Here is an 18,049-nt window from a genome sequence, read left to right on the forward strand (position 1 = left end):
CAGCGCAACGGGAGCGCCCTTGACTCGCCTCACGGAAGCACGACTCTACCGAGAAGCGAGTGGCCCAACGGCAACCAATCCAGCACCGGCCCACCGCCACCTCCCCCGTGCCCGTGCACGAGGAGGGGCCACCGGAATCGGCCCCGGTGGCCCCTCCTCTCCCCTCCTGGTGCTCTCCCCGGCCGTCACTGGTGGGGCAGCACCAAGACATACGCGGCCGGATCGCGGTCGCCGGAGGCCATCAGGGCGGTGCGGACCACGGTGGCCTGCTGCTCCAGGGACTCCCGGAGCTTCCTGGGGGTGATGTACACGACGGTGATGCCGAGCCGTTCCAGGTGCTCCCGCTTGCGCGCGTACTCGGACCACAGCGCGTCGTCGTCCTGCCGATGGCCTTGACGCGGGGCGCGGGTGTCCAGTTCGACCGCGACCGCCTGGTCCGGCCAGTACGCGTCCAGGCCGCCCAGGTGGGGGCCGCCGGGCAGGCGCAGGTCCACGTTCCACACCGGATCGGGCAGGTCGTACTCGCGGACCATCCGGTACAGGCGGTCCTCGGCGATCGCCCGGCCCTCCGCCAGGAGGGCGTCCACCGCGTCCACCACGTGGGGGCGGTTCAGCAGCTTGGCCTGGGTCAACTCCCTCACCACCGTGGCCGGTTCGCAGTGGCCGCCGCGCACCGCCTCGGTCAGCAGGCGTCGTACCGCCTCCGCGTCCGTCAGTTCCGTCACCGCGTCCGCCAGCGCCCGGGGTACGGGGGCCACCGGCAGGCCCGTCACCGTGCGGGGCGCGGGCAGGGCGGGGGTGCGCAGGACGCGGACGTAGCCCGCGGAGCGCAGTCGGCGCAGCCGCGGGACCAGGACGTCGATGTGGTCCAGGGACAGCAGCGGCGGGGTGGCCGAGAAGCCGTGCAGGGTGAGCGCGGCCAGGCCCGTGATCACCGCGTCCGGGTAGACCGGGCGGTAGGGGTCCGCCGCGGTCGGCTGCGCCGGGACGCCCCGCGCGGAGGACTCGCGGGCCGCGTACAGCAGGGCCCCGTGCAGACGCTCCTCGCTCGTCGGCGGGCCGGGGTGCAGCAGCACCACGCCCGGCAGCAGTTGCTGCCAGGGGCCGCCGGGGCGGCACTGCTCGTTCAGCTCGGCCGTGGTGACGCCGTGGGAGCGGAGCTGAGTCACCGTCAGCACGCGGCGGTGGGCCTCGGCGAGGCGGCGGAGGGGGCGGGGGGAGAGCGGGGTGTTGTGCGTCATGGCCACGGGATTCCCGCGCCTGGTCCCACCTTTAACCGCTGTTACACGGTCGTCGATCAATGCGGACAAGGTGGCACTAAAGGGCGGGGGTCCGGGTGCCGAGTAGGCGCGGAAAACCCCTGGTCCGATCTGGTGCGGACCAGGGGTTACGGTTCCTTTTGCCTGAATTTCGTAACGGTCACCGACCGGGGAAGCTCAGGCCAAAGATCGAGTCACGGCTCAGCGGCCGGCCGCCGCCGCGTCGCACGCCTGCGCGCGCAGCGCCCGCGCCAGCTCGTCCCGCGACTCCAGCACCAGGCGACGCAGCGCCGGCGCCGCCTCCCGGTGGGCCTCCAGCCACGCGTCCGCCGCGTCCAGCGTCTCCTGCCGGTCCTGGAGCAGCGGGAACAGACCCCGTACGACGCTCATACCGATCTGGATCGACCGCTCCCGCCACACCCGCTCGATCGCCGCGAAGTACAGCGCCGCGTACGGCGCCGTCAGCTCCCGCTGCGAGGGCTGGTCGAAGCCCGTGATCGTCGCCTCCGTCAGCGCGTTCGACAGCGCCTCGGACTCCACCACCTGCGCCCACGCCTGCGCCTTGACCGCCGCCGACGGACGGGCGGCCAGACAGCGCACCTGGTGCCGCTTGCCGGAGGCCGTGTCGTCCCGGGCCAGTTCGGCCGCCAGCACCGACTCGTCGGCCACCCCGTGCGCCGCCAGCGGCTCAAGGAACGCCCAGCGCAGCTCCTGGTCCACATCCAGGCCGTCCAGCAGCTCGGTGCCGTCCAACAGGCCCTTCAGCAGCGCCAGATCCGTCTCGCCGGAGGCCATGTTCGCGAAGAACCGCGCCCACGCCAGCTGGTGCTCACTGCCCGGCTCGGCGTCCCGCAGCTCCCGCAGCGCACCCTCGGCGAGCAGCACCTCGCCCGACTCCCGCCACTCGGGCGCCGCGTAGTGCACCAGCGCCGACTGCGCCCAGGAGTGCAGGATCTGCAGCACGCCGATGTCCGACTCGCGGCCCGCGTGCCGCAGCAGCAGCTGCGCGAAGTCCCGCGCGGGCAGCAGCCCGTCCCGGGTCAGGTTCCACAGCGCCGTCCAGCACAGGGCGCGCGCCAGCGGGTCGGTGAGCGCGCTCAGGTGCTCGCGCAGGGTCTCCACCGACGTCTCGTCGAAGCGGATCTTGCAGTACGTGAGGTCGTCGTCGTTGACCAGCACCAGCTCCGGCGCCTCGGCGCCCGCCAGCTCCGCCACGACCGTACGCGGCCCCTCCACGTCCGTCTCCACACGCGCGTACCGCTCCAGCGCGCCCTCGGGCGTACGCCGGTACAGGCCCACCGCGACCCGGTGCGGGCGCAGCTCGGGGTGCGCCTCCGGCGCCTCCTGGAGCACCGCCAGCTCCGCGACCCGGCCCTCGGGGTCCAGCAGCACCTGCGGCGTCAGCGAGTTCAGCCCGGCGGTCTGCAGCCAGGACTGCGCCCAGGCCGACATGTCCCGGCCGCTGGTCTCCGCCAGCACCGACAGCAGGTCGTCGAGGCGCGTGTTGCCGTACGCGTTCCGCTTGAAGTAGCGGCGGGCGGCCTCCAGGAACGCGTCCTGCCCGACGTACGCCACCAGCTGCTTCAGGACGCTCGCGCCCTTGGCGTAGGTGATGCCGTCGAAGTTCAGCTTCGCGTCCTGCAGATCGCGGATGTCCGCCGTGATCGGGTGCGTGGAAGGCAGCTGGTCCGCGCGGTACGCCCAGGCCTTGCGGCGGTTGGCGAAGGTGATCCAGGCGTCGGTGAAGCGGGTCGCTCCGACGTTCGCGAACGTGCCCATGAAGTCCGCGAAGGACTCCTTGAGCCACAGGTCGTCCCACCACTCCATGGTGACCAGGTCGCCGAACCACATGTGCGCCATCTCGTGCAGGATGACGTTGGCCCGGCCCTCGTACGACGCCTGCGTCACCTTGCCGCGGAAGATGTACTCCTCGCGGAAGGTCACCATCCCCGGGTTCTCCATCGCGCCCAGGTTGTACTCGGGCACGAACGCCTGGTCGTACTTCCCGAACGGATACGGGTAGTCGAAGTGGTCGTGGAAGAAGTCCAGGCCCTGCTTGGTGACCAGGAAGACGTCGTCGGCGTCGAAGTAGGGGGCGAGACCCTTGCGGCACATCGCGCCGAGCGGGATCTCCAGCTTGCTCCCGTCCTCGAAGGTGCGGGTGTAGGAGTCGGTGACGTAGTGGTACGGGCCCGCCACCACGCACGTGATGTACGTCGAGATCGGCTTCGTCTCCGCGAACCGCCAGACGCCGTCCACGAGTTCACCGGCGCCGTTGCTCCACGCGGTCCAGCCCTCGGGCGCCCGCACCTCGAAGCGGAACGGGGCCTTGAGGTCGGGCTGCTCGAAGTTCGCGAACACCCGGCGTGAGTCGGCCGGCTCGTACTGGGTGTACAGGTACACCTCGCCGTCCTCGGGGTCGACGAAGCGGTGCATGCCCTCGCCGGTGCGGGAGTAGGCGCACTGGGCGTCAACCACCAGCTCGTTCTCGGCGGCCAGGTCCTCCAGCAGGATCCGCGAGCCGTCGAACACCTCGCTCGGGTCCAGATCCCGCCCGTTGAGCGACACGGACGTCACGCTCGGCGCGATCAGGTCCGCGAAGCTGGAGGCGCCCGGCTCGTTGCACCGGAAGCGGATCACGGACACCGAGCGGAAGGTGCGCGGTTCACCCTCGCCCTCGCCGTCCCCGCCGCCGACCGCGGACCGCAGATCCAGGGACACCTCGTACCCGTCGACGGACAGCAGGGCGGCCCGCTCCCGGGCCTCGTCGCGGGTCAGATTCTCACCGGGCACGGAGGCACTCCCTTGTGGTCGCGTGAATACGGCTGAACTACGGCTGAACAGGACCGATCCTGCCATGTGCTCCTGACGCCGGGCAGTAGGGAATGCCCTCGGCGACGACGTCGTTGACGTTTCAAACGAACGCTTCGCTGAGGAGAACCATGTCCGAGTCCGTGACCTCGCCCGGCAAGACCCCCGTCGACTTCTGGTTCGACCCCCTTTGCCCCTGGGCCTGGATGACCTCCCGCTGGGTGCTGGAGGTGGAGAAGGTCCGCGACATCGAGGTCCGCTGGCACATCATGAGCCTCGCCGTGCTCAACGAGGACAAGGTGGACGAGCTGCCCGAGGAGTACCGGGAGATGCTCGCGACCAAGGCGTGGCAGCCGGTCCGCGTGGTCACCGCGGCCTGGCAGAAGCACGGCGAGGACATCCTCGGCCCGCTCTACACCGCGCTCGGCACCCGCATCCACAACAACGGCGAGGGCCCGACCCTTGAGGCCATCGCCGGTGCGCTCGCCGACGTCGGCCTGCCCGCCGACCTGATCGAGTACGCCGAGCAGAAGGACTTCGAGTTCGAAGCCGAGCTGCGCGCCTCCCACAAGGAGGGCATCGACAAGGTCGGCCAGGACGTCGGCACCCCGGTCATCGCGCTCCCGGGCGCCGACGGCGAGCAGATCGCCTTCTTCGGCCCGGTCGTCACCCCCGCCCCCAAGGGCGAGGAGGCGGCCCGCCTGTGGGACGGCACCATCGCCGTGGCCTCCGTGCCGGGCTTCTACGAGATCAAGCGGACCCGCACCAAGGGACCGGACTTCAGCAACCTGTAGGCCGGCCTGCCGGTCAGCCTCGGGGCCGACGGAAAACCCCCGCGAGTCACGACCTCGCGGGGGTCTTCCGGAACCGGGGAAGGGGTCAGCTCCTGGCGCGCACCCGCTGCCGGACGTAGCCCACGACGGCCAGGAGCAGCGTCATCCCGCCGGTCGAGTACAGCTGGACCCGGGTGCCGGGCTCGCGTGCCATCAGGAAGAAGATCGCCGCCATGCCGGCCAGTGCGACCCAGGTCAGCCACGGGAACGCCCACATGCGGATGACCAGCTTCTCGGGGGCCTCACGCTCCACCCGGCGGCGCAGCAGCAGCTGGGAGACGGCGATGAAGATCCAGACGACCAGGATGACCGCGCCGATCATGTTCAGCAGCCAGGGGAAGACGTCGTTCGGCCGCCAGTAGCTGAGCACCACGCACACGAAGCCGAAGACGCAGGAGGTCAGGACGGCGATCCGCGGCACCCCGCCGGAGACCTTCGCCAGCGCCTTCGGGCCCTGGCCGCGCTGGACCAGCGAGTAGGCGATGCGCGAGGAGCCGTAGATGTTGGCGTTCATCGCGGACAGCAGCGCCACCAGCACGACCACGTTCATCAGCTGGCCGGCGCCCGGGATGCCGAGGTGGTCGAGCGCGGCGACGTACGGGCCCTTCTCCACCACCTCCTTGGAGTTCCACGGGACGAGGGTGACCACGACCGCCATCGAGCCGATGTAGAACAGGGCGATCCGCCACATGGCCGTGCGGACGGCGCTCGCCACGCCCCGCACCGGGTCGGTCGACTCGGCGGCGGCGATGGTGACCGTCTCCATGCCGCCGTAGGCGAAGACCGAGGCGAGCAGGCCGACGAGCAGGCCGTCGGTGCCGTGCGGCATGAAGTCCGTCAGGTTCGAGGTGCCCGGCGAGTCCGTGCCCGGCAGCACACCGGCGATGGCCAGCACGCCGAGGATCAGGAACAGGCTGATCGCGCCGACCTTCAGCGCGGCGAACCAGAACTCGAACTCGCCGAAGTTCTTCACGGCGGCCAGGTTCGCGCCGCAGAACACCACCATGAACAGCGCCACCCAGGCCCACTCGGGCGTACCCGGCAGCCAGCCGGTGACGATGTGCGCGGCGCCGATGCCCTCCAGGCCGACGGCCGTGCACAGCAGCACCCAGAAGGACCAGCCGGCCGTGAAGCCCGCCCAGGGGCCGATGGCCCGCTCGGCGTGCGCGGAGAAGGAGCCGGAGGAGGGGTAGGCGGCCGACATCTCGCCGAGCATCCGCATCACCAGCATCACCAGGAGGCCGGAGAGGGCGTAGGCGATCACGATGGACGGGCCGGCGGCGGCGATGCCCGCGCCGGACCCGACGAAGAGGCCCGCGCCGATCACCCCGCCGAGGGCGATCATCGACAGGTGGCGCTGCTTGAGGCCGTGGGAGAGGGAGGCGTCGTCGTGTTGCTGTGGCGGCGTCTCGACTGTGGTGCTGGGCATGGGCGCGGCTAGTCCAGTGCAATAGACGGGCAAAATCGCCCACAGTCTGGACAGCGTGTCCGCTCACGAGCAGGGGACGCTCACTATCCGGACAACGGCTTTACGGAGTGTGTGCGTCCGCTCACCTGGCAGGCGGTGCGACGGCCACCGACCCTTTGGCGAAACCCTACAGGCGCCCCGTCAGCCTTCCTTTTGCCTCTGGTCACTTCACCTCAGTGACCGTTGTCACGCCGTACCCGGTGTAACCCGCATCCTTTGTCCGGAGTCCACCAACCGCCCGTTCCCGCCTTTGTCGAGCACTGACGGTGATCACCCCGTGGCTGCCGGGATAGCGTCACGGTGTTCCCACGTGCCCTCACCAGCAGCGGAGTCCCCATGAGCACCGCCACCGCCCTCACGCGCCCCGCCACCGCCCTCACGCGCCCCGGCGCCGTCCTCGCCGACCTCCTCCCGGCGTCCCGCGTCCGCGACGCCGCCCTCGTGCTCGGCGGCGCGGCGCTCACCGGCCTCGCGGCCCAGCTGTCGGTGCCGGTGCCCGGCTCCCCGGTGCCGGTGACCGGCCAGACCTTCGCCGCGCTGCTCGTCGGCACCGCGCTCGGCGCCCGCCGCGGCTTCCTCTCCCTCGCCGTGTACGCGCTCGCGGGCGTCGCCGGCCTGCCGTGGTTCGCGGGCGGCACCTCCGGCGCCGGCGCGGTCTCCTTCGGCTACATCCTCGGCATGCTGCTCGCCTCCGCCGCCGTGGGCGCCCTGGCCCGCCGCGGTGCCGACCGCTCCCCGCTGCGCATGGCGGGCGCGATGATCCTCGGCGAGGCCATCATCTACGCCGTCGGCGTGCCCTACCTGGCGCTGGCCGCCCACCTGTCCGCGTCCCAGGCGATCTCGCTCGGCCTCACCCCGTTCCTCCTCGGCGACGCCCTGAAGGCCGCCCTGGCGATGGGCGCGCTGCCCACCGCCTGGAAGCTCGTCAGCAAGCGCTGATGCCGTGCGTCACGCGCTGACGCCGTAGTTTCCGCGGAAGAGGTTCGCCGGGTCGTACTGCTCCTTGAGCCCGGCGAGCCTCTTTCGCGTCTCCAGGTCGTACAGGCCCGCGCTCCGGTCCCCGGCGCCGAAGGCGAAGTTGAGGGAGCGCCCGAGGGTGTCGTCGGCCAGCAGCGCGAAGGCCGGGTCGAGCAGGGTCCGCGCCTGCTCCCGCTCCCCGACGCCCAGCAGCCGCAGCAGGAACCGCCCTTCGCGGAACGGCACCGCGTTCGGCGCGGGCCGGCCGAGCGCCCCGCCCAGGTGGTTGACCTGGACGACACACATCTGCCCCGCCTCCGGCCCGGTCAGCTTCAGCAGCTCAGCGGCCCGCTCCAGGTCCAGCTCCCGCAGCACCGCACTGTCCCCGTAGTAGGCGTGCGGGAAGTCCGGGTCGCTGTGGATGGTGTGGCTCTCGGCGTACGGCAGCTCGCGCAGCGAGTCCGTGAGCACCGGGCCGAGCTCCCGCAGCGGGGCGACGAGTTCCTCGCCGTCCGTGCCCGTGTAGGCGACCCGGATCGACACGACGTAGCGTCCGCGCAGGTGCGGCGGCAGCGCGGGCCGGTCCGGGTACGGTACGGCGGCGAAGGACGAGGTCAGCCCGTCCGGCACGGTCCGCGTCCAGGCCTCGTACGCGCGCAGCACGGCGGCCGGGTCCACCACGCGTCCGTCGAAGGCCAGCGAGCCGCCGTACAGCGTCCGCACCGGCACGAGGTCGATCTCCAGCTCGGTGACGATGCCGAAGTTCTGCCCGGCGCCGAGCAGCGCCCAGTACAGCTCGGGGTCCGACTCCCGCGTGACGCGGCGCAGTGCGCCGTCGGCGGTGACGATCTCCAGCCACCGGACATGGTCGGCTGCGTACCCGAACTCCCGGCCCAGGATGCCGAGTCCGCCGCCCAGGGTGTACGACACCGCGCCCACGCTGGGCGCCGAGCCGTTGAGCGGCGCCAGCCCGTACGGCTCGGCCGCCGCGGCCACCTGGCCCCAGCGCACCCCGGCCTGCACCCGGACGGTACGGGCCTCGGGGTCGACGGTGATCCCGTCCAGCCGCCGGGTGGTGACCAGCATCCCGCCCTCGGCGGCGCCGGGCAGCCCGTGCCCGGTGGCCTGGACGCGGACGGGCAGGTCCGCGGCGGCGGCGTACCGCACGGCGGCGGCCACCTCCGCGGCGGAGCGGGCGGCCACGATCACGTCGGGCCGCTGGGTGAAACCGAGCTGGTATCCGGCAAGTTCGTCCTCGTAGGCGGAGTCGCCGGGGCGGATGAGAAGCAGCTCTGCGTCGCTGTTGTCCATGACGATCATGACGCACAGAATGGCCGCATAACCTGACAACTTCCGTCAGGTTATGCGGCCACTTCTGCGAGGGGCAGGTCAGCCGGTGGTGACCTTCTCGGCCGTCTCGACGGCGGGAGCGTCGCCGATCGCGCGGCGCGAGTCGAGCTTCTGCTTCACCACGGCGATCAGCAGCACGACCGCCGCCACGCCCACCGACAGCAGCACGGTCGTACGGCCGCTGCTCTCGCCCTCGGTGTCGGTCAGCATGTAGCCGAGGACGCCGATGATGAAGATGGCCGTCGTCCAGGTCAGGTAGGGGTAGAGCCACATCTTCACGACGAGCTTCTCCGGCGCCTCCCGCTGGAGGATCTTCCGCATCCGCAGCTGCGAGAAGCAGATGGCCAGCCACACGAACAGGGCCACCGCGCCGCTGGAGTTGACCAGGAAGAGGAAGACGGTGTCCGGGTAGGCGTAGTTGAAGAAGACCGCCACGAAGCCGAAGACGACCGACGCCAGGATCGCCGTCATCGGCACACCACGGGACGTGGTCTTGGCGAACGCCTTCGGGGCGTCACCGCGCTGGCCGAGCGAGAAGGCCATCCGGGAGGCCGTGTACAGGCCGGAGTTGAGGCAGGACAGCACCGAGGTCAGCACGATGAAGTTCATGATCTCGCCGGCGTGCGGGATGCCGAGCGAGTTCAGGGCGGCGACGTACGAGCCGTCCTTCGCGATCGCCGGGTCGTTCCACGGCACCAGCGAGACCACGACCAGGATCGAGCCCAGGTAGAAGACGCCGATACGCCAGATGATGCTGTTGGTGGACTTGGTCACCGCGCGCTGCGGGTTCTCCGACTCGCCGGCCGCCAGGGTCGCGATCTCGCTGCCCATGAAGGAGAAGACGACCAGCAGCACACCGGTGAGGATCGAGCCGGGGCCGTGCGGCAGGAAGCCGCCGTGGTTCGTGAGGTTGCCGAAGCTCGCCTGGTGGGCGTGCACGCCCGGCAGGACGCCGAAGATGGCCAGCAGGCCGACGACGATGAACGCGCCGATCGCCACGACCTTGATCCCGGCGAACCAGAACTCGAACTCGCCGTAGGAGCCGACGGAGACCAGGTTGGTCGCGGTCAGGACGGTCATCACGATGAGCGCCCAGCCCCACTGCGGGACGGCCGGCATCCAGCCCTCCAGGATCTTCGCGCCGGCGGTCGCCTCGACGGCGAGCACCACGACCCAGAAGAACCAGTACAGCCAGCCGATGGAGAACCCGGCCCAGCGGCCGAGGGCACGGTCGGCGTGCGCGGAGAAGGAGCCGGAGGTGGGGTTCGCGGCGGACATCTCGCCGAGCATCCGCATCACGAGGACGACGAGGGTGCCGACGAGGGCGTACGACAGGAGGATGCCGGGGCCTGCCTTGGCGATACCGGAGCTGGAGCCGACGAAGAGTCCGGCACCGATCACACCGCCGATGGCGATCATCGAGAGATGGCGGTTCTTGAGGCCTGCTTGAAGTCCGGAACCAGGGGTCATGTACGGAATTCCTTTGCGCCGGTGGAGCGGTTCCCGTACGTGCGGGGGTGCCTTTGTGGGGCGGCAGTACGGGGCCTCGCATGAGCGGTGTACGAGGCGGTCCAGTGAATCTGAGGGGAATGGATTCGGGAACCTCTGATTCCAGATTGTTACTTGAGGTTTCCTTGAGGTTCTATGGTCGGGCTCACATTTCTCCAGTGGAGAACCCGAGGCTGCTGCCCGGAAACCGGCGTGTCACACTCGTCCCATGCGCGTGTATCTCGGCTCCGACCATGCGGGCTACGAACTCAAGAACCACCTCGTCGAGTGGCTCAAGGCGGCGGGGCACGAGCCCGTCGACTGCGGGCCCCACATCTACGACGCCCAGGACGACTACCCGCCCTTCTGCCTCCGCGCCGCGGAGAGGGCGGCCGCGGACTCCGAGGCCCTCGGCATCGTGATCGGCGGCTCCGGCAACGGGGAGCAGATCGCCGCGAACAAGGTGAAGGGGGTCCGTGCGGCCCTCGCCTGGAGCGAGCAGACGGCGGCGCTGGGGCGTGAGCACAACAACGCCAACGTGGTGGCCGTGGGGGCGCGGATGCACACCACCGAGGAGGCGACGAAGTTCGTCGAGATCTTCCTCAACACCCCGTTCTCCGGTGACGAGCGTCACATCCGCCGCATCGACATGCTGGCGGCGTACGAGACGACCGGCGACCTGCCTCCGATCCCGGCCCACCACCCGCAGCAGGACTGACGTTCCCCCTGGGGGGCTGGAAGGAACAGGACCCGTGCCAGAGGGGCACACGATTCACCGGCTGGCTCACGACTACGCCGCCCGCTTCTCTGGCACGACTCCCCGGGTCACCAGCCCCCAGGGGAAGTTCTCCGACGCCGCGGCCCTGCTGGACCGAGCGGAGCTGACCCGCACGGAAGCGCACGGCAAGCACCTCTTCCTCGGGTTCCGCGGCAGCGACTGGGTGCACATTCACCTCGGGCTCTTCGGCAAGGTGAACTTCGGTGACGCACCGGCCCCGCCGCCCACCGACACCGTCCGGCTGCGCCTGGCCACCGACACGGCCTACGTCGACCTGCGCGGCCCCACCACCTGCGCGCTGATCACCGGCACCGAGAAGCGCGCGATACACGACCGCCTCGGCCCCGACCCGCTGCGCGCGGACGCCGACCCGGGCGCCGCGTACCGGAGGGTCTCCCGCAGCCGTACCACCATCGCCGCGCTCCTCATGGACCAGAAGGTCATCGCGGGCGTCGGCAACGTCTACCGCGCCGAGGTCCTCTTCCGGCACGGCATCGACCCGTACCGCGCCGGCAGGGACCTGACCCCGGCCGAGTGGGACGCCGTCTGGGCCGACCTCGTGGCGCTGATGCGCGAGGGCGTCCGGAACAACCGCATCGACACCGTGCGGCCCGAGCACACCCCGGAGGCCATGGGGCGTCCGCCCCGCGTGGACGACCACGGCGGCGAGGTGTACGTCTACCGCCGGGCCACCCAGCCCTGCCACATCTGCGGCGGCGAGATCCGCACCGCCGATCTCGCCGCCCGCAATCTCTTCTGGTGCCCCGGCTGTCAGAAGCCGTGAGCCACCAGCTGTGAGCCACCAGCTGTGAGCCAGAAGCCGTGAGCTAGAAGCCGTGCGGCAGCCACGGCGGTATCGGTGAGCCCATCGCCACCGACGCCTCCGCCAGCGCCCCCGTCCGCAGCTCCCGCACCCGCCCGGCCCGCGCCAGCGACAGCAGCGGCACACCGCCGAGGTAGGCCGCCCCCAGTTCCCGTACGGAGAGGCTGAGATCGGCCGCGTCCGAGGTGCGCTCGCAGGAGGCGCCCTTGGTGTCACCGCTCAGTCGCCAACGCCCCGTGTTCCACGGGCAGAAGGTGTCCTCGACGTCGAACACGACATCCACCGGCGCCTGATAGGTGCGCGCCGACAGGGCCGTACCGACGTCGACCAGGCGGACGTAGCAGTCGTCCCGCACCCGCGGACGGCAGCGGCGGATGTCGGAGACCTGGTACTGCCAGGCGTCGTCGACCGGACGCCCCCGCGCGACCACGGTCGTCATCAGGTCCATACCGAACAGGAAGCGCCACAGCGCCGCCTCGCTCGCCGGGTCGAGCGCGTGCAGTTCGTTGACGGTCACCGTGCCGCCGGGCACGCCCTCGTTCCACCCCGTCTTGGTCCGGAACCGGGCGTATCCGGTCACTACGCCCGCCCGCTCGGCGACCACGCACTGCAGCGCCGACGCGCCCTCCCGCTCGCTCTCCGGGTCGAGCAGGCCCAACCGTTCCCAGCCGGGCAGCCGGGCCAGCATGCCGGGCCGCCGCGGTACCAGGGCCGCGTACACCGCCTCACACTCGGTGAGGACGTCGGCGGGCGCCGCGTACCGCAGCCGTACGTCCTCCGTGTCGGCCGGCGGTGCGAGCGTCACCCGGCTCGTGTCGATCTCGGCGTGCATGTCGAAGGTCGCCGCGCCGTAGCCGAAGCGGCCGTAGATCGCGGGCTCGGAGGCGGTCAGGATCGCCAGCGGTTCGCCGAGCGCGCGTACGTCGTCCAGCTGACGGCGCATCATCGAGGTCAGCACCCCGCGCCGCCGGTGAGTGGCGGACACGCTGACCATGGTGACCCCGGCCGCGGGCACCGCGGCGCCGCCCGGCACGGTCAGCCGGAAGCTGAACGCCCCCGTCGTGCCCACGCACTCGTCCCCGTCCCAGGCGGCCAGCGCGCGGTCGAACTCGGTGACGGACCGGTCCAGTTCGCGCTCTTCGGCCGATGCGGGTCCGCCGCCGAAGGCGCGGATCAGGTGGTCGAACCAGCCGTCCCACTCGTCCGGGCGCAATACCTTCAGATCAGCAGCACGATCAGTACCCATGAGCCATGCCTATCAGGGCATTGCGGGACGAGCCAGCGAATTTCTCCCGGGCGGCGGCGCACCGGCCCCGCATGCCGTTCACTGTGAACCTGAGCCCGAAGCAGAGCCCGAAATCTGGCCTCGCACGGGGGACAAGTAGGACCTCCCGTGCCAGGCGGCCGGTCCGATGGATAGGGTCCCGAACTAATGGCAGCAGGACGAGAGCGGCGCGCGAAGGCCGAGACGTTCACGGCCCGGTGGAGGATGCAGTGGCACCGGGTCCGCGTAGGCCTGCGCAGAAGCGCCGTGGACTACTTCCGCGGTGACGGCTCCGACTGGATCGCGCTGGCCGGCCTGCTGCTGACCGTTCCGGCGCTCGCGGCCATGACGCTCGCCAACTCGGTGTGGTTCTCCCCGTCCGCCCTGGTCCTGCCGATCGTCGCCGGCGGCCTGCTGCTGCGCCCGGCGAGCCTGCTCGGCCTGTACGCGACGGCGGCGACCGCGCTGATCGTGGAGTCGGTGCGGCTCGGCCCGTACACCGACGGCCCCTCGCGGGTCACCCCGGGCGTGGTCCTGGTGGTCGCCGCGTGCGGCTTCTTCGGGCTGCTGACCGCGCAGTTCCGCAGCCGGGTCGGCGTGCCCTGGCGGCGTGGCGGCACCATGCTCTTCGACCTGCGCGAGCGGATCCGGGTGCAGAGCAAGCTGCCGAAGCTGCCGAAGGGCTGGCACCACGAGATGGCGCTGCGCCCGGCGGGCGGCCAGTCCTTCTCCGGCGACTTCGTCGTCGCGGGCCGCACGAACGGCGGCCGGACGCTGGAGGTCGTGCTCACGGACGTGTCCGGCAAGGGCATGGACGCCGGCTCGCGGGCGCTGCTGCTGTCGGGCGCCTTCGGCGGCCTGCTCGGCTCGCTGCCCCCGCACGCCTTCCTGACGGCCGCCAACGGCTATCTGCTGCGCCAGGACTGGGACGAGGGCTTCGCCACCTCCATCCACCTGGTCCTGGACCTCGACTCCGGGGACTACGAGCTGTACTCCGCCGGCCATCCGCCGGGACTCCAGCTCAGCGCGGGCAGCGGACGCTGGGAGGAGAAGGCCGCCGAGGGCCCGCTGCTGGGTGTGTACGACGGCGCCCAGTTCGACTCCGTGAAGGGCTCGCTGCGGCCCGGGGACGTGTTGATGCTGTTCACAGACGGATTGGTGGAGACCTCCGAGCGCGACCTGGTCGAGGGCATGGACCGGCTCACGGGCGAGGCCGACCGCTATGTCGCCGGCGGCTTCCACGGCGCCGCCTGGCACCTCATCGAGGCGGTCGCGAGGGACGTCAACGACGACCGCGCGCTCCTGCTGATCTGCCGGGAGACGGCGGCGGCATGACGTACCTGACCCTGGCCGAGGTCGAGGCCCTCGCGCGCGCCGCCCACGAGGGCCAGACCGACAAGGCGGGACGGCCGTACGCCGAACACCTCGCGGCCGTCGCCGAGGGCGTACGGGCCCGTGGCGGGGACGCCGAGCAGATCGCGGCGGCCTGGCTGCACGACTCGGTCGAGGACGACGCGCTGAGCGAGGAGTGGCTGGAGGCCGCCGCGCTGTCCGTGCGCACCAAGGCGGTCGTGCGCGCCCTCACCAAGCGGCCGGGGGAGGAGCCGGAGGCGTACGCGCGCCGCATCCTGGACGCGCCCGGCGCGCGCCTGGTGAAGGAGGCCGACCTGGCGCACAACGCCGACCCGGACCGGCTCGCGGTCCTGGACGAACCGACCCGGAAACGGCTGACCGAGAAGTACGCCCGGATGCGCGCACTTCTCGGTCTGTCCGGCTGAGCTACGCGCGCACCTTCTCGCGCTCACGCTCGTTCTGCTGGTCGTTCTGGCCCTTCTGGCCCTTCTGCCGTTCGAGGGCGAGCTCCGTCGCGTCCTGCTTGAACGCCCACTCCATCTTCGGCTCCATCACGAACCGGAAGATTCGCTGCACGGGCTTGGTGCACAGCAGCGTCATCACGGTCACGGCGAAGACGGTCACCGCGATCTCGCCGAGCGGGCGGTGCAGCGCGGGGCGGTCGAACCAGTTGTGGAGGTCGGCGTACTTCACCAGGAAGCCGTGCAGCAGATAGCCGTACAGGGTGCCCGCGCCGAGCGCCGTGAACCACATCTTCCGGCGCGGCACCCAGGCGAAGAAGCAGACGGTCAGCACCAGCGTGCAGGCCATCATCGCGAGCACCATCACCGGTCCGCACCACCACGGGGCGCCCAGCTCCTGCGCGGAGTCCTGGCGGTAGAACCAGCCGCTGTTCATGCGCGGCACCGACCACCAGGCGAACACGAGGGCGACTGCGACGACCGGGACCGCGGCGATCCGCACCCAGGGGCGGCGCACCAGCTGGAAGTGCTCGGGCTTCATGCACAGGCCGAGCACGAAGTACGGCAGGAACTGCAGGACACGCTGGAAGTCGAGGTCCTTGCCGATGCTCGGCGTGACGCTCGCCAGCATGGCGATGCCGATCGCCAGGGGCAGCGGCCAGCGCACCACCTTCCAGATGGGAGCCGTGATCCGCCACACGAACAGGGCGGCCAGGAACCAGGTCAGGTACCAGGGGTCCAGGAGGCTGATGTCGTCGTGGGTGTGGCCGACGGCGTTCTTGAAGAGCTGGTACGCGGTCTCGAAGACGACGTACGGCACGGCGACACCGGTGATCAGGCGCTTCAGCCGGTCCGGGCGCATGTCGAAGCTGCGCGAGAAGAAGCCGGAGACGATGATGAACGCCGGCATGTGGAAGGTGTACACGACCCGGTACACGGCCTCCATGACGCGGCTGTCGTACATCATCGGCGACCAGAAGTGCCCCATCGCGACGAGCACGATCGCCAGGTACTTGGCGTTGTCGAAGAACGCGTCGCGCTGTCTGCGCACTCCGTCCGCCGGCGACTGCGCCGGGGGGAGTGGCGTGCGGGTCTGGCCGGGGAGCGAGGCGGCGTCAAACATCTGAGGCACCCTAGCGTCGTCCGTGGAATTCGTAAAACGCCCGCTGCGTTTTCCTGGCTATCGCCCTCGGATGCCCCGTGAATTGCAGAAGTTGCCTTCGCTGCCGATGTGATGGTGTGCACCGAAGGGTCGTTCATTTACCCCCGATGTCCCGATTCATCCCGACTAAATGGTGCATACGGTCCGTCGGTGGTATCAATTCGAATTACCTGCGAACGCATTGTGTGGGCCCTGAAACGAAGTCGCGTAATTACCCGTGTCGCCGCGCACTGCCGGAGTCAGGAATTGCCGTGCGGGGCGTCGCCCGAACCGGACCCGCGTCCGACGTTCCGTCACGAGCCGCATACCACGGCCGGGTTGGTGGCACGATGGTTCTGGCGGGGGCGCGCGGGGTCGTACCTCCAGCCGGGAGCGCGGATCGACCGAGGGTGTGATCAGTTGTGGTCATTTCACTGTCCGTGGTGCTGTTGTTGGCGATCATCCTGGTGGTGCTGATCCGAGGGGGGAGCATGAAGACCGGCCCCGCCATCGTCGCGGTGCTCTTCGGCTTTTTCCTCGCCTCGACAGGCATGGCGCCGTCCATCAACCGGTTCCTGAACTCGATAGCCGAGAGCATCGACTCGATCAAATTCTGACTTGCCGGGATATCCGGGACGAAGTCGGACAATCAAAGTGCGAGGGTAGCTAGTGCGGCTCCCCGCTCAGCACCAGTCGATCGGGCACGCATGGGGCACGACGGTTCGACGCTTCCAAGGACACCGCGGCCTTCCGAGCCCATCACGTCCGACCTTTGGGCCGCCTATGCTCGATCTCGTGATCAACTTGGGGGACGCACGGAAGGCCCGTCTGTGGGAACAGCTGACGGGCTTTGCCGCACTCGGCGATGAGGAGTTGGACGACATCCTCGGGCACGTCAGGCACCGCATTGAGACTGCTCGGGAGAAGGGCGTGGACGTGCCTGAGGACCTGTTCGAGCGGGTGGAACGGCTGGGCGCCCGGCGTGGATGGCCACCAATGCGCTGATCTGAGCCCTGCCGCTGACCACAGGTCGGTTAAGCGGCTTTGGGCGGGAGCTGCCACGGGGTGAGAGCTGCCACGGGGCGAGAGATCACGGCCCGCAGGCCTTCTTGACAAGCGCTGCTCCCCCTGGCTTGCAGCACCGATGATGGCCCTTCGGCTACTCGTAGACGACGGCCGCGCTGAGCGCCCGCGCAAAAAACGTCCAGTCGCCTTCCGGTGGCATCTCTTCGCCGAGGTACCGGTACGAACCGGGCGAATCCCTGATCCACGTGGCGAGTGCACCGAGGTAGTCCTCTACGGTGCGGTTCTCCCACTCCTCGCCCCGTCGGTGAAAGTCGTCGCAGAGGCTGTAGATCATGGCGGCAAGAGACTCCCGCGTCATGACTTCCTTGAAGGGATCGGGCGCATCGCTGGTCATGGCGGGACCCTAGCCTGGTGGGCAAGCAGCAGTCAGCAGAGTATCGGGGATCAGTTCTTCCGGAAGTGGTGCAGCCAGTCTCCTCGCTACGCACGGGGTCCTGCGGCCTGTTCCGGACACGTTCCGCGCGAAGCGCGAAGCGGATGACTGGCTCGCCGATATGCAGACCGACATGCGGCAGGGCGATTGGCGGGACCCGGACGCGGCCAAGGTGCTGTTCGAGAGGTACGCGGTGACCTGGGTGGCTGAGCGACCGTTGGCTGTCAGCACGGCGGAGCTGTACGAAATCCTCGTTCGAGTGCACCTGGTGCCCACCTTCGGCCGGCTGTCCATCGCCGACATCACCCCGGCCGCCGTGCGGACCTGGCGGCGGGTCCGACTGGACGCTGGTCGTCGCTCATGTGAAGCAGTTCGCCGAGCCTGGTGTTGACGGCCGGGTCTTCGTCGGTGCGAAGGGCACCACACCTCGCCGGAACTACTTCAACGGGCTGTGGCACAGGGCGTGCGGGGAGGCGGGGATCGAGGGCCTTCGGTTCCCGACCCGTGCGGCTCTCGGCGACGGCCCAAAATGGGCTCACTGACGGCGTATCAAATCTGACCCACTTGGTGATCTTCATCTGATCCTGGCCTTGGTGATCAAGGT

At 70.1% G+C, this 18,049-nt stretch carries 17 protein-coding genes; 9 read left to right on the forward strand and 8 right to left on the reverse strand.

Annotated features, from left to right (window positions below; genetic code table 11):
• Positions 1-185 precede the first annotated feature (185 nt).
• Both ACWD35_RS41955 and pepN read right to left on the reverse strand, forming a co-directional pair.
• Entirely contained in the window at positions 186-1,241 is a 1,056-nt protein-coding gene (locus ACWD35_RS41955) for a hypothetical protein (RefSeq protein WP_451356615.1), read from the reverse strand.
• Between the two features lie 219 nt (positions 1,242-1,460).
• The gene (gene pepN / locus ACWD35_RS41960; protein WP_451356616.1) at positions 1,461-4,052 is read right to left on the reverse strand and encodes an aminopeptidase N; all 2,592 of its coding nucleotides are present in this window, start codon (positions 4,050-4,052) and stop codon (positions 1,461-1,463) included.
• Positions 4,053-4,201: 149 nt separating this feature from the next.
• Here pepN and ACWD35_RS41965 point away from each other — a divergent pair, with 149 nt between their 5' ends.
• Complete coding sequence (locus ACWD35_RS41965) at positions 4,202-4,864, forward strand: mycothiol-dependent nitroreductase Rv2466c family protein (RefSeq protein ID WP_451356617.1); 663 nt, start codon at positions 4,202-4,204, stop codon at positions 4,862-4,864.
• An 85-nt stretch (positions 4,865-4,949) separates the two neighbouring features.
• Here ACWD35_RS41965 and ACWD35_RS41970 read toward each other — a convergent pair whose 3' ends face one another.
• Positions 4,950-6,332 carry an amino acid permease gene (locus ACWD35_RS41970; protein WP_451356618.1) on the reverse strand — a complete coding sequence of 461 codons (1,383 nt, stop codon included), beginning with the start codon at positions 6,330-6,332 and terminating at the stop codon, positions 4,950-4,952.
• A gap of 375 nt (positions 6,333-6,707) precedes the next feature.
• Here ACWD35_RS41970 and ACWD35_RS41975 point away from each other — a divergent pair, with 375 nt between their 5' ends.
• Complete coding sequence (locus ACWD35_RS41975; protein ID WP_451356619.1) at positions 6,708-7,310, forward strand: biotin transporter BioY; 603 nt, start codon at positions 6,708-6,710, stop codon at positions 7,308-7,310.
• 9 nt (positions 7,311-7,319) lie between these two features.
• Here the strand turns inward: ACWD35_RS41975 and ACWD35_RS41980 are convergent, their stop codons facing one another.
• Both ACWD35_RS41980 and ACWD35_RS41985 read right to left on the reverse strand, forming a co-directional pair.
• Positions 7,320-8,648, reverse strand: coding sequence for an FAD-binding oxidoreductase (locus ACWD35_RS41980; RefSeq protein ID WP_451356620.1), 1,329 nt, complete (start codon positions 8,646-8,648; stop codon positions 7,320-7,322).
• A gap of 69 nt (positions 8,649-8,717) precedes the next feature.
• Positions 8,718-10,148, reverse strand: a complete 1,431-nt coding sequence (locus ACWD35_RS41985; protein ID WP_451356621.1) for an amino acid permease — start codon at positions 10,146-10,148, stop codon at positions 8,718-8,720.
• Positions 10,149-10,395: 247 nt separating this feature from the next.
• On the opposite strand from ACWD35_RS41985, the gene ACWD35_RS41990 reads away from it, so the two are divergent.
• Together ACWD35_RS41990 and ACWD35_RS41995 are read left to right on the forward strand one after the other, a co-directional pair.
• The gene (locus ACWD35_RS41990) at positions 10,396-10,884 is read left to right on the forward strand and encodes a ribose-5-phosphate isomerase (RefSeq protein ID WP_451356622.1); all 489 of its coding nucleotides are present in this window, start codon (positions 10,396-10,398) and stop codon (positions 10,882-10,884) included.
• Between the two features lie 34 nt (positions 10,885-10,918).
• Positions 10,919-11,728, forward strand: coding sequence for an Fpg/Nei family DNA glycosylase (locus tag ACWD35_RS41995; protein ID WP_451356623.1), 810 nt, complete (start codon positions 10,919-10,921; stop codon positions 11,726-11,728).
• 43 nt (positions 11,729-11,771) lie between these two features.
• Here the strand turns inward: ACWD35_RS41995 and ACWD35_RS42000 are convergent, their stop codons facing one another.
• Positions 11,772-13,013 carry a GNAT family N-acetyltransferase gene (locus ACWD35_RS42000; RefSeq protein WP_451356624.1) on the reverse strand — a complete coding sequence of 414 codons (1,242 nt, stop codon included), beginning with the start codon at positions 13,011-13,013 and terminating at the stop codon, positions 11,772-11,774.
• 186 nt (positions 13,014-13,199) lie between these two features.
• Here ACWD35_RS42000 and ACWD35_RS42005 point away from each other — a divergent pair, with 186 nt between their 5' ends.
• A complete protein-coding gene (locus ACWD35_RS42005; protein ID WP_451356625.1) occupies positions 13,200-14,366 on the forward strand; it encodes a PP2C family protein-serine/threonine phosphatase in 1,167 nt (388 codons plus the stop codon).
• Entirely contained in the window at positions 14,363-14,809 is a 447-nt protein-coding gene (locus ACWD35_RS42010) for an HD domain-containing protein (RefSeq protein ID WP_451356626.1), read from the forward strand. The genes ACWD35_RS42005 and ACWD35_RS42010 overlap by 4 nt, the downstream gene beginning before the upstream one ends.
• Position 14,810: 1 nt before the next feature.
• On the opposite strand, the gene ACWD35_RS42015 is transcribed toward ACWD35_RS42010, so the two are convergent.
• Complete coding sequence (locus tag ACWD35_RS42015; protein ID WP_451356627.1) at positions 14,811-15,968, reverse strand: acyltransferase family protein; 1,158 nt, start codon at positions 15,966-15,968, stop codon at positions 14,811-14,813.
• A 440-nt stretch (positions 15,969-16,408) separates the two neighbouring features.
• Between ACWD35_RS42015 and ACWD35_RS42020 the strand changes: the two genes are divergently transcribed.
• Together ACWD35_RS42020 and ACWD35_RS42025 are read left to right on the forward strand one after the other, a co-directional pair.
• Complete coding sequence (locus ACWD35_RS42020; RefSeq protein WP_451356628.1) at positions 16,409-16,603, forward strand: hypothetical protein; 195 nt, start codon at positions 16,409-16,411, stop codon at positions 16,601-16,603.
• A gap of 166 nt (positions 16,604-16,769) precedes the next feature.
• Positions 16,770-16,991, forward strand: a complete 222-nt coding sequence (locus ACWD35_RS42025) for a hypothetical protein (protein ID WP_451356629.1) — start codon at positions 16,770-16,772, stop codon at positions 16,989-16,991.
• Between the two features lie 154 nt (positions 16,992-17,145).
• On the opposite strand, the gene ACWD35_RS42030 is transcribed toward ACWD35_RS42025, so the two are convergent.
• Positions 17,146-17,406: a DUF7660 family protein gene (locus ACWD35_RS42030; protein WP_451356630.1), complete on the reverse strand. Its 261-nt coding sequence runs from the start codon at positions 17,404-17,406 to the stop codon at positions 17,146-17,148.
• Between the two features lie 172 nt (positions 17,407-17,578).
• On the opposite strand from ACWD35_RS42030, the gene ACWD35_RS42035 reads away from it, so the two are divergent.
• Positions 17,579-17,836, forward strand: coding sequence for a hypothetical protein (locus ACWD35_RS42035; protein ID WP_451356631.1), 258 nt, complete (start codon positions 17,579-17,581; stop codon positions 17,834-17,836).
• The last annotated feature ends 213 nt before the right edge of the window (positions 17,837-18,049 follow it).

Source organism: Streptomyces sp. NPDC002671 (assembly GCF_053592475.1).

What these genes read in the sequence shown, in the direction of transcription:
- ACWD35_RS42025 (WP_451356629.1), top strand. Translation starts at nt 16,770, where the DNA reads ATGCTCGATCTCGTGATCAACTTGGGGGACGCACGGAAGGCCCGTCTG.
- ACWD35_RS41970 (WP_451356618.1), bottom strand. Translation starts at nt 6,332, where the DNA reads ATGCCCAGCACCACAGTCGAGACGCCGCCACAGCAACACGACGACGCC.
- ACWD35_RS41990 (WP_451356622.1), top strand. Translation starts at nt 10,396, where the DNA reads ATGCGCGTGTATCTCGGCTCCGACCATGCGGGCTACGAACTCAAGAAC.
- ACWD35_RS41955 (WP_451356615.1), bottom strand. Translation starts at nt 1,241, where the DNA reads ATGACGCACAACACCCCGCTCTCCCCCCGCCCCCTCCGCCGCCTCGCC.
- ACWD35_RS42015 (WP_451356627.1), bottom strand. Translation starts at nt 15,968, where the DNA reads ATGTTTGACGCCGCCTCGCTCCCCGGCCAGACCCGCACGCCACTCCCC.
- ACWD35_RS41965 (WP_451356617.1), top strand. Translation starts at nt 4,202, where the DNA reads ATGTCCGAGTCCGTGACCTCGCCCGGCAAGACCCCCGTCGACTTCTGG.
- ACWD35_RS41980 (WP_451356620.1), bottom strand. Translation starts at nt 8,648, where the DNA reads ATGATCGTCATGGACAACAGCGACGCAGAGCTGCTTCTCATCCGCCCC.
- ACWD35_RS41975 (WP_451356619.1), top strand. Translation starts at nt 6,708, where the DNA reads ATGAGCACCGCCACCGCCCTCACGCGCCCCGCCACCGCCCTCACGCGC.
- ACWD35_RS42005 (WP_451356625.1), top strand. Translation starts at nt 13,200, where the DNA reads ATGGCAGCAGGACGAGAGCGGCGCGCGAAGGCCGAGACGTTCACGGCC.
- ACWD35_RS42000 (WP_451356624.1), bottom strand. Translation starts at nt 13,013, where the DNA reads ATGGGTACTGATCGTGCTGCTGATCTGAAGGTATTGCGCCCGGACGAG.
- ACWD35_RS42030 (WP_451356630.1), bottom strand. Translation starts at nt 17,406, where the DNA reads ATGACCAGCGATGCGCCCGATCCCTTCAAGGAAGTCATGACGCGGGAG.
- ACWD35_RS41985 (WP_451356621.1), bottom strand. Translation starts at nt 10,148, where the DNA reads ATGACCCCTGGTTCCGGACTTCAAGCAGGCCTCAAGAACCGCCATCTC.
- ACWD35_RS42010 (WP_451356626.1), top strand. Translation starts at nt 14,363, where the DNA reads ATGACGTACCTGACCCTGGCCGAGGTCGAGGCCCTCGCGCGCGCCGCC.
- ACWD35_RS42035 (WP_451356631.1), top strand. Translation starts at nt 17,579, where the DNA reads ATGCGGCAGGGCGATTGGCGGGACCCGGACGCGGCCAAGGTGCTGTTC.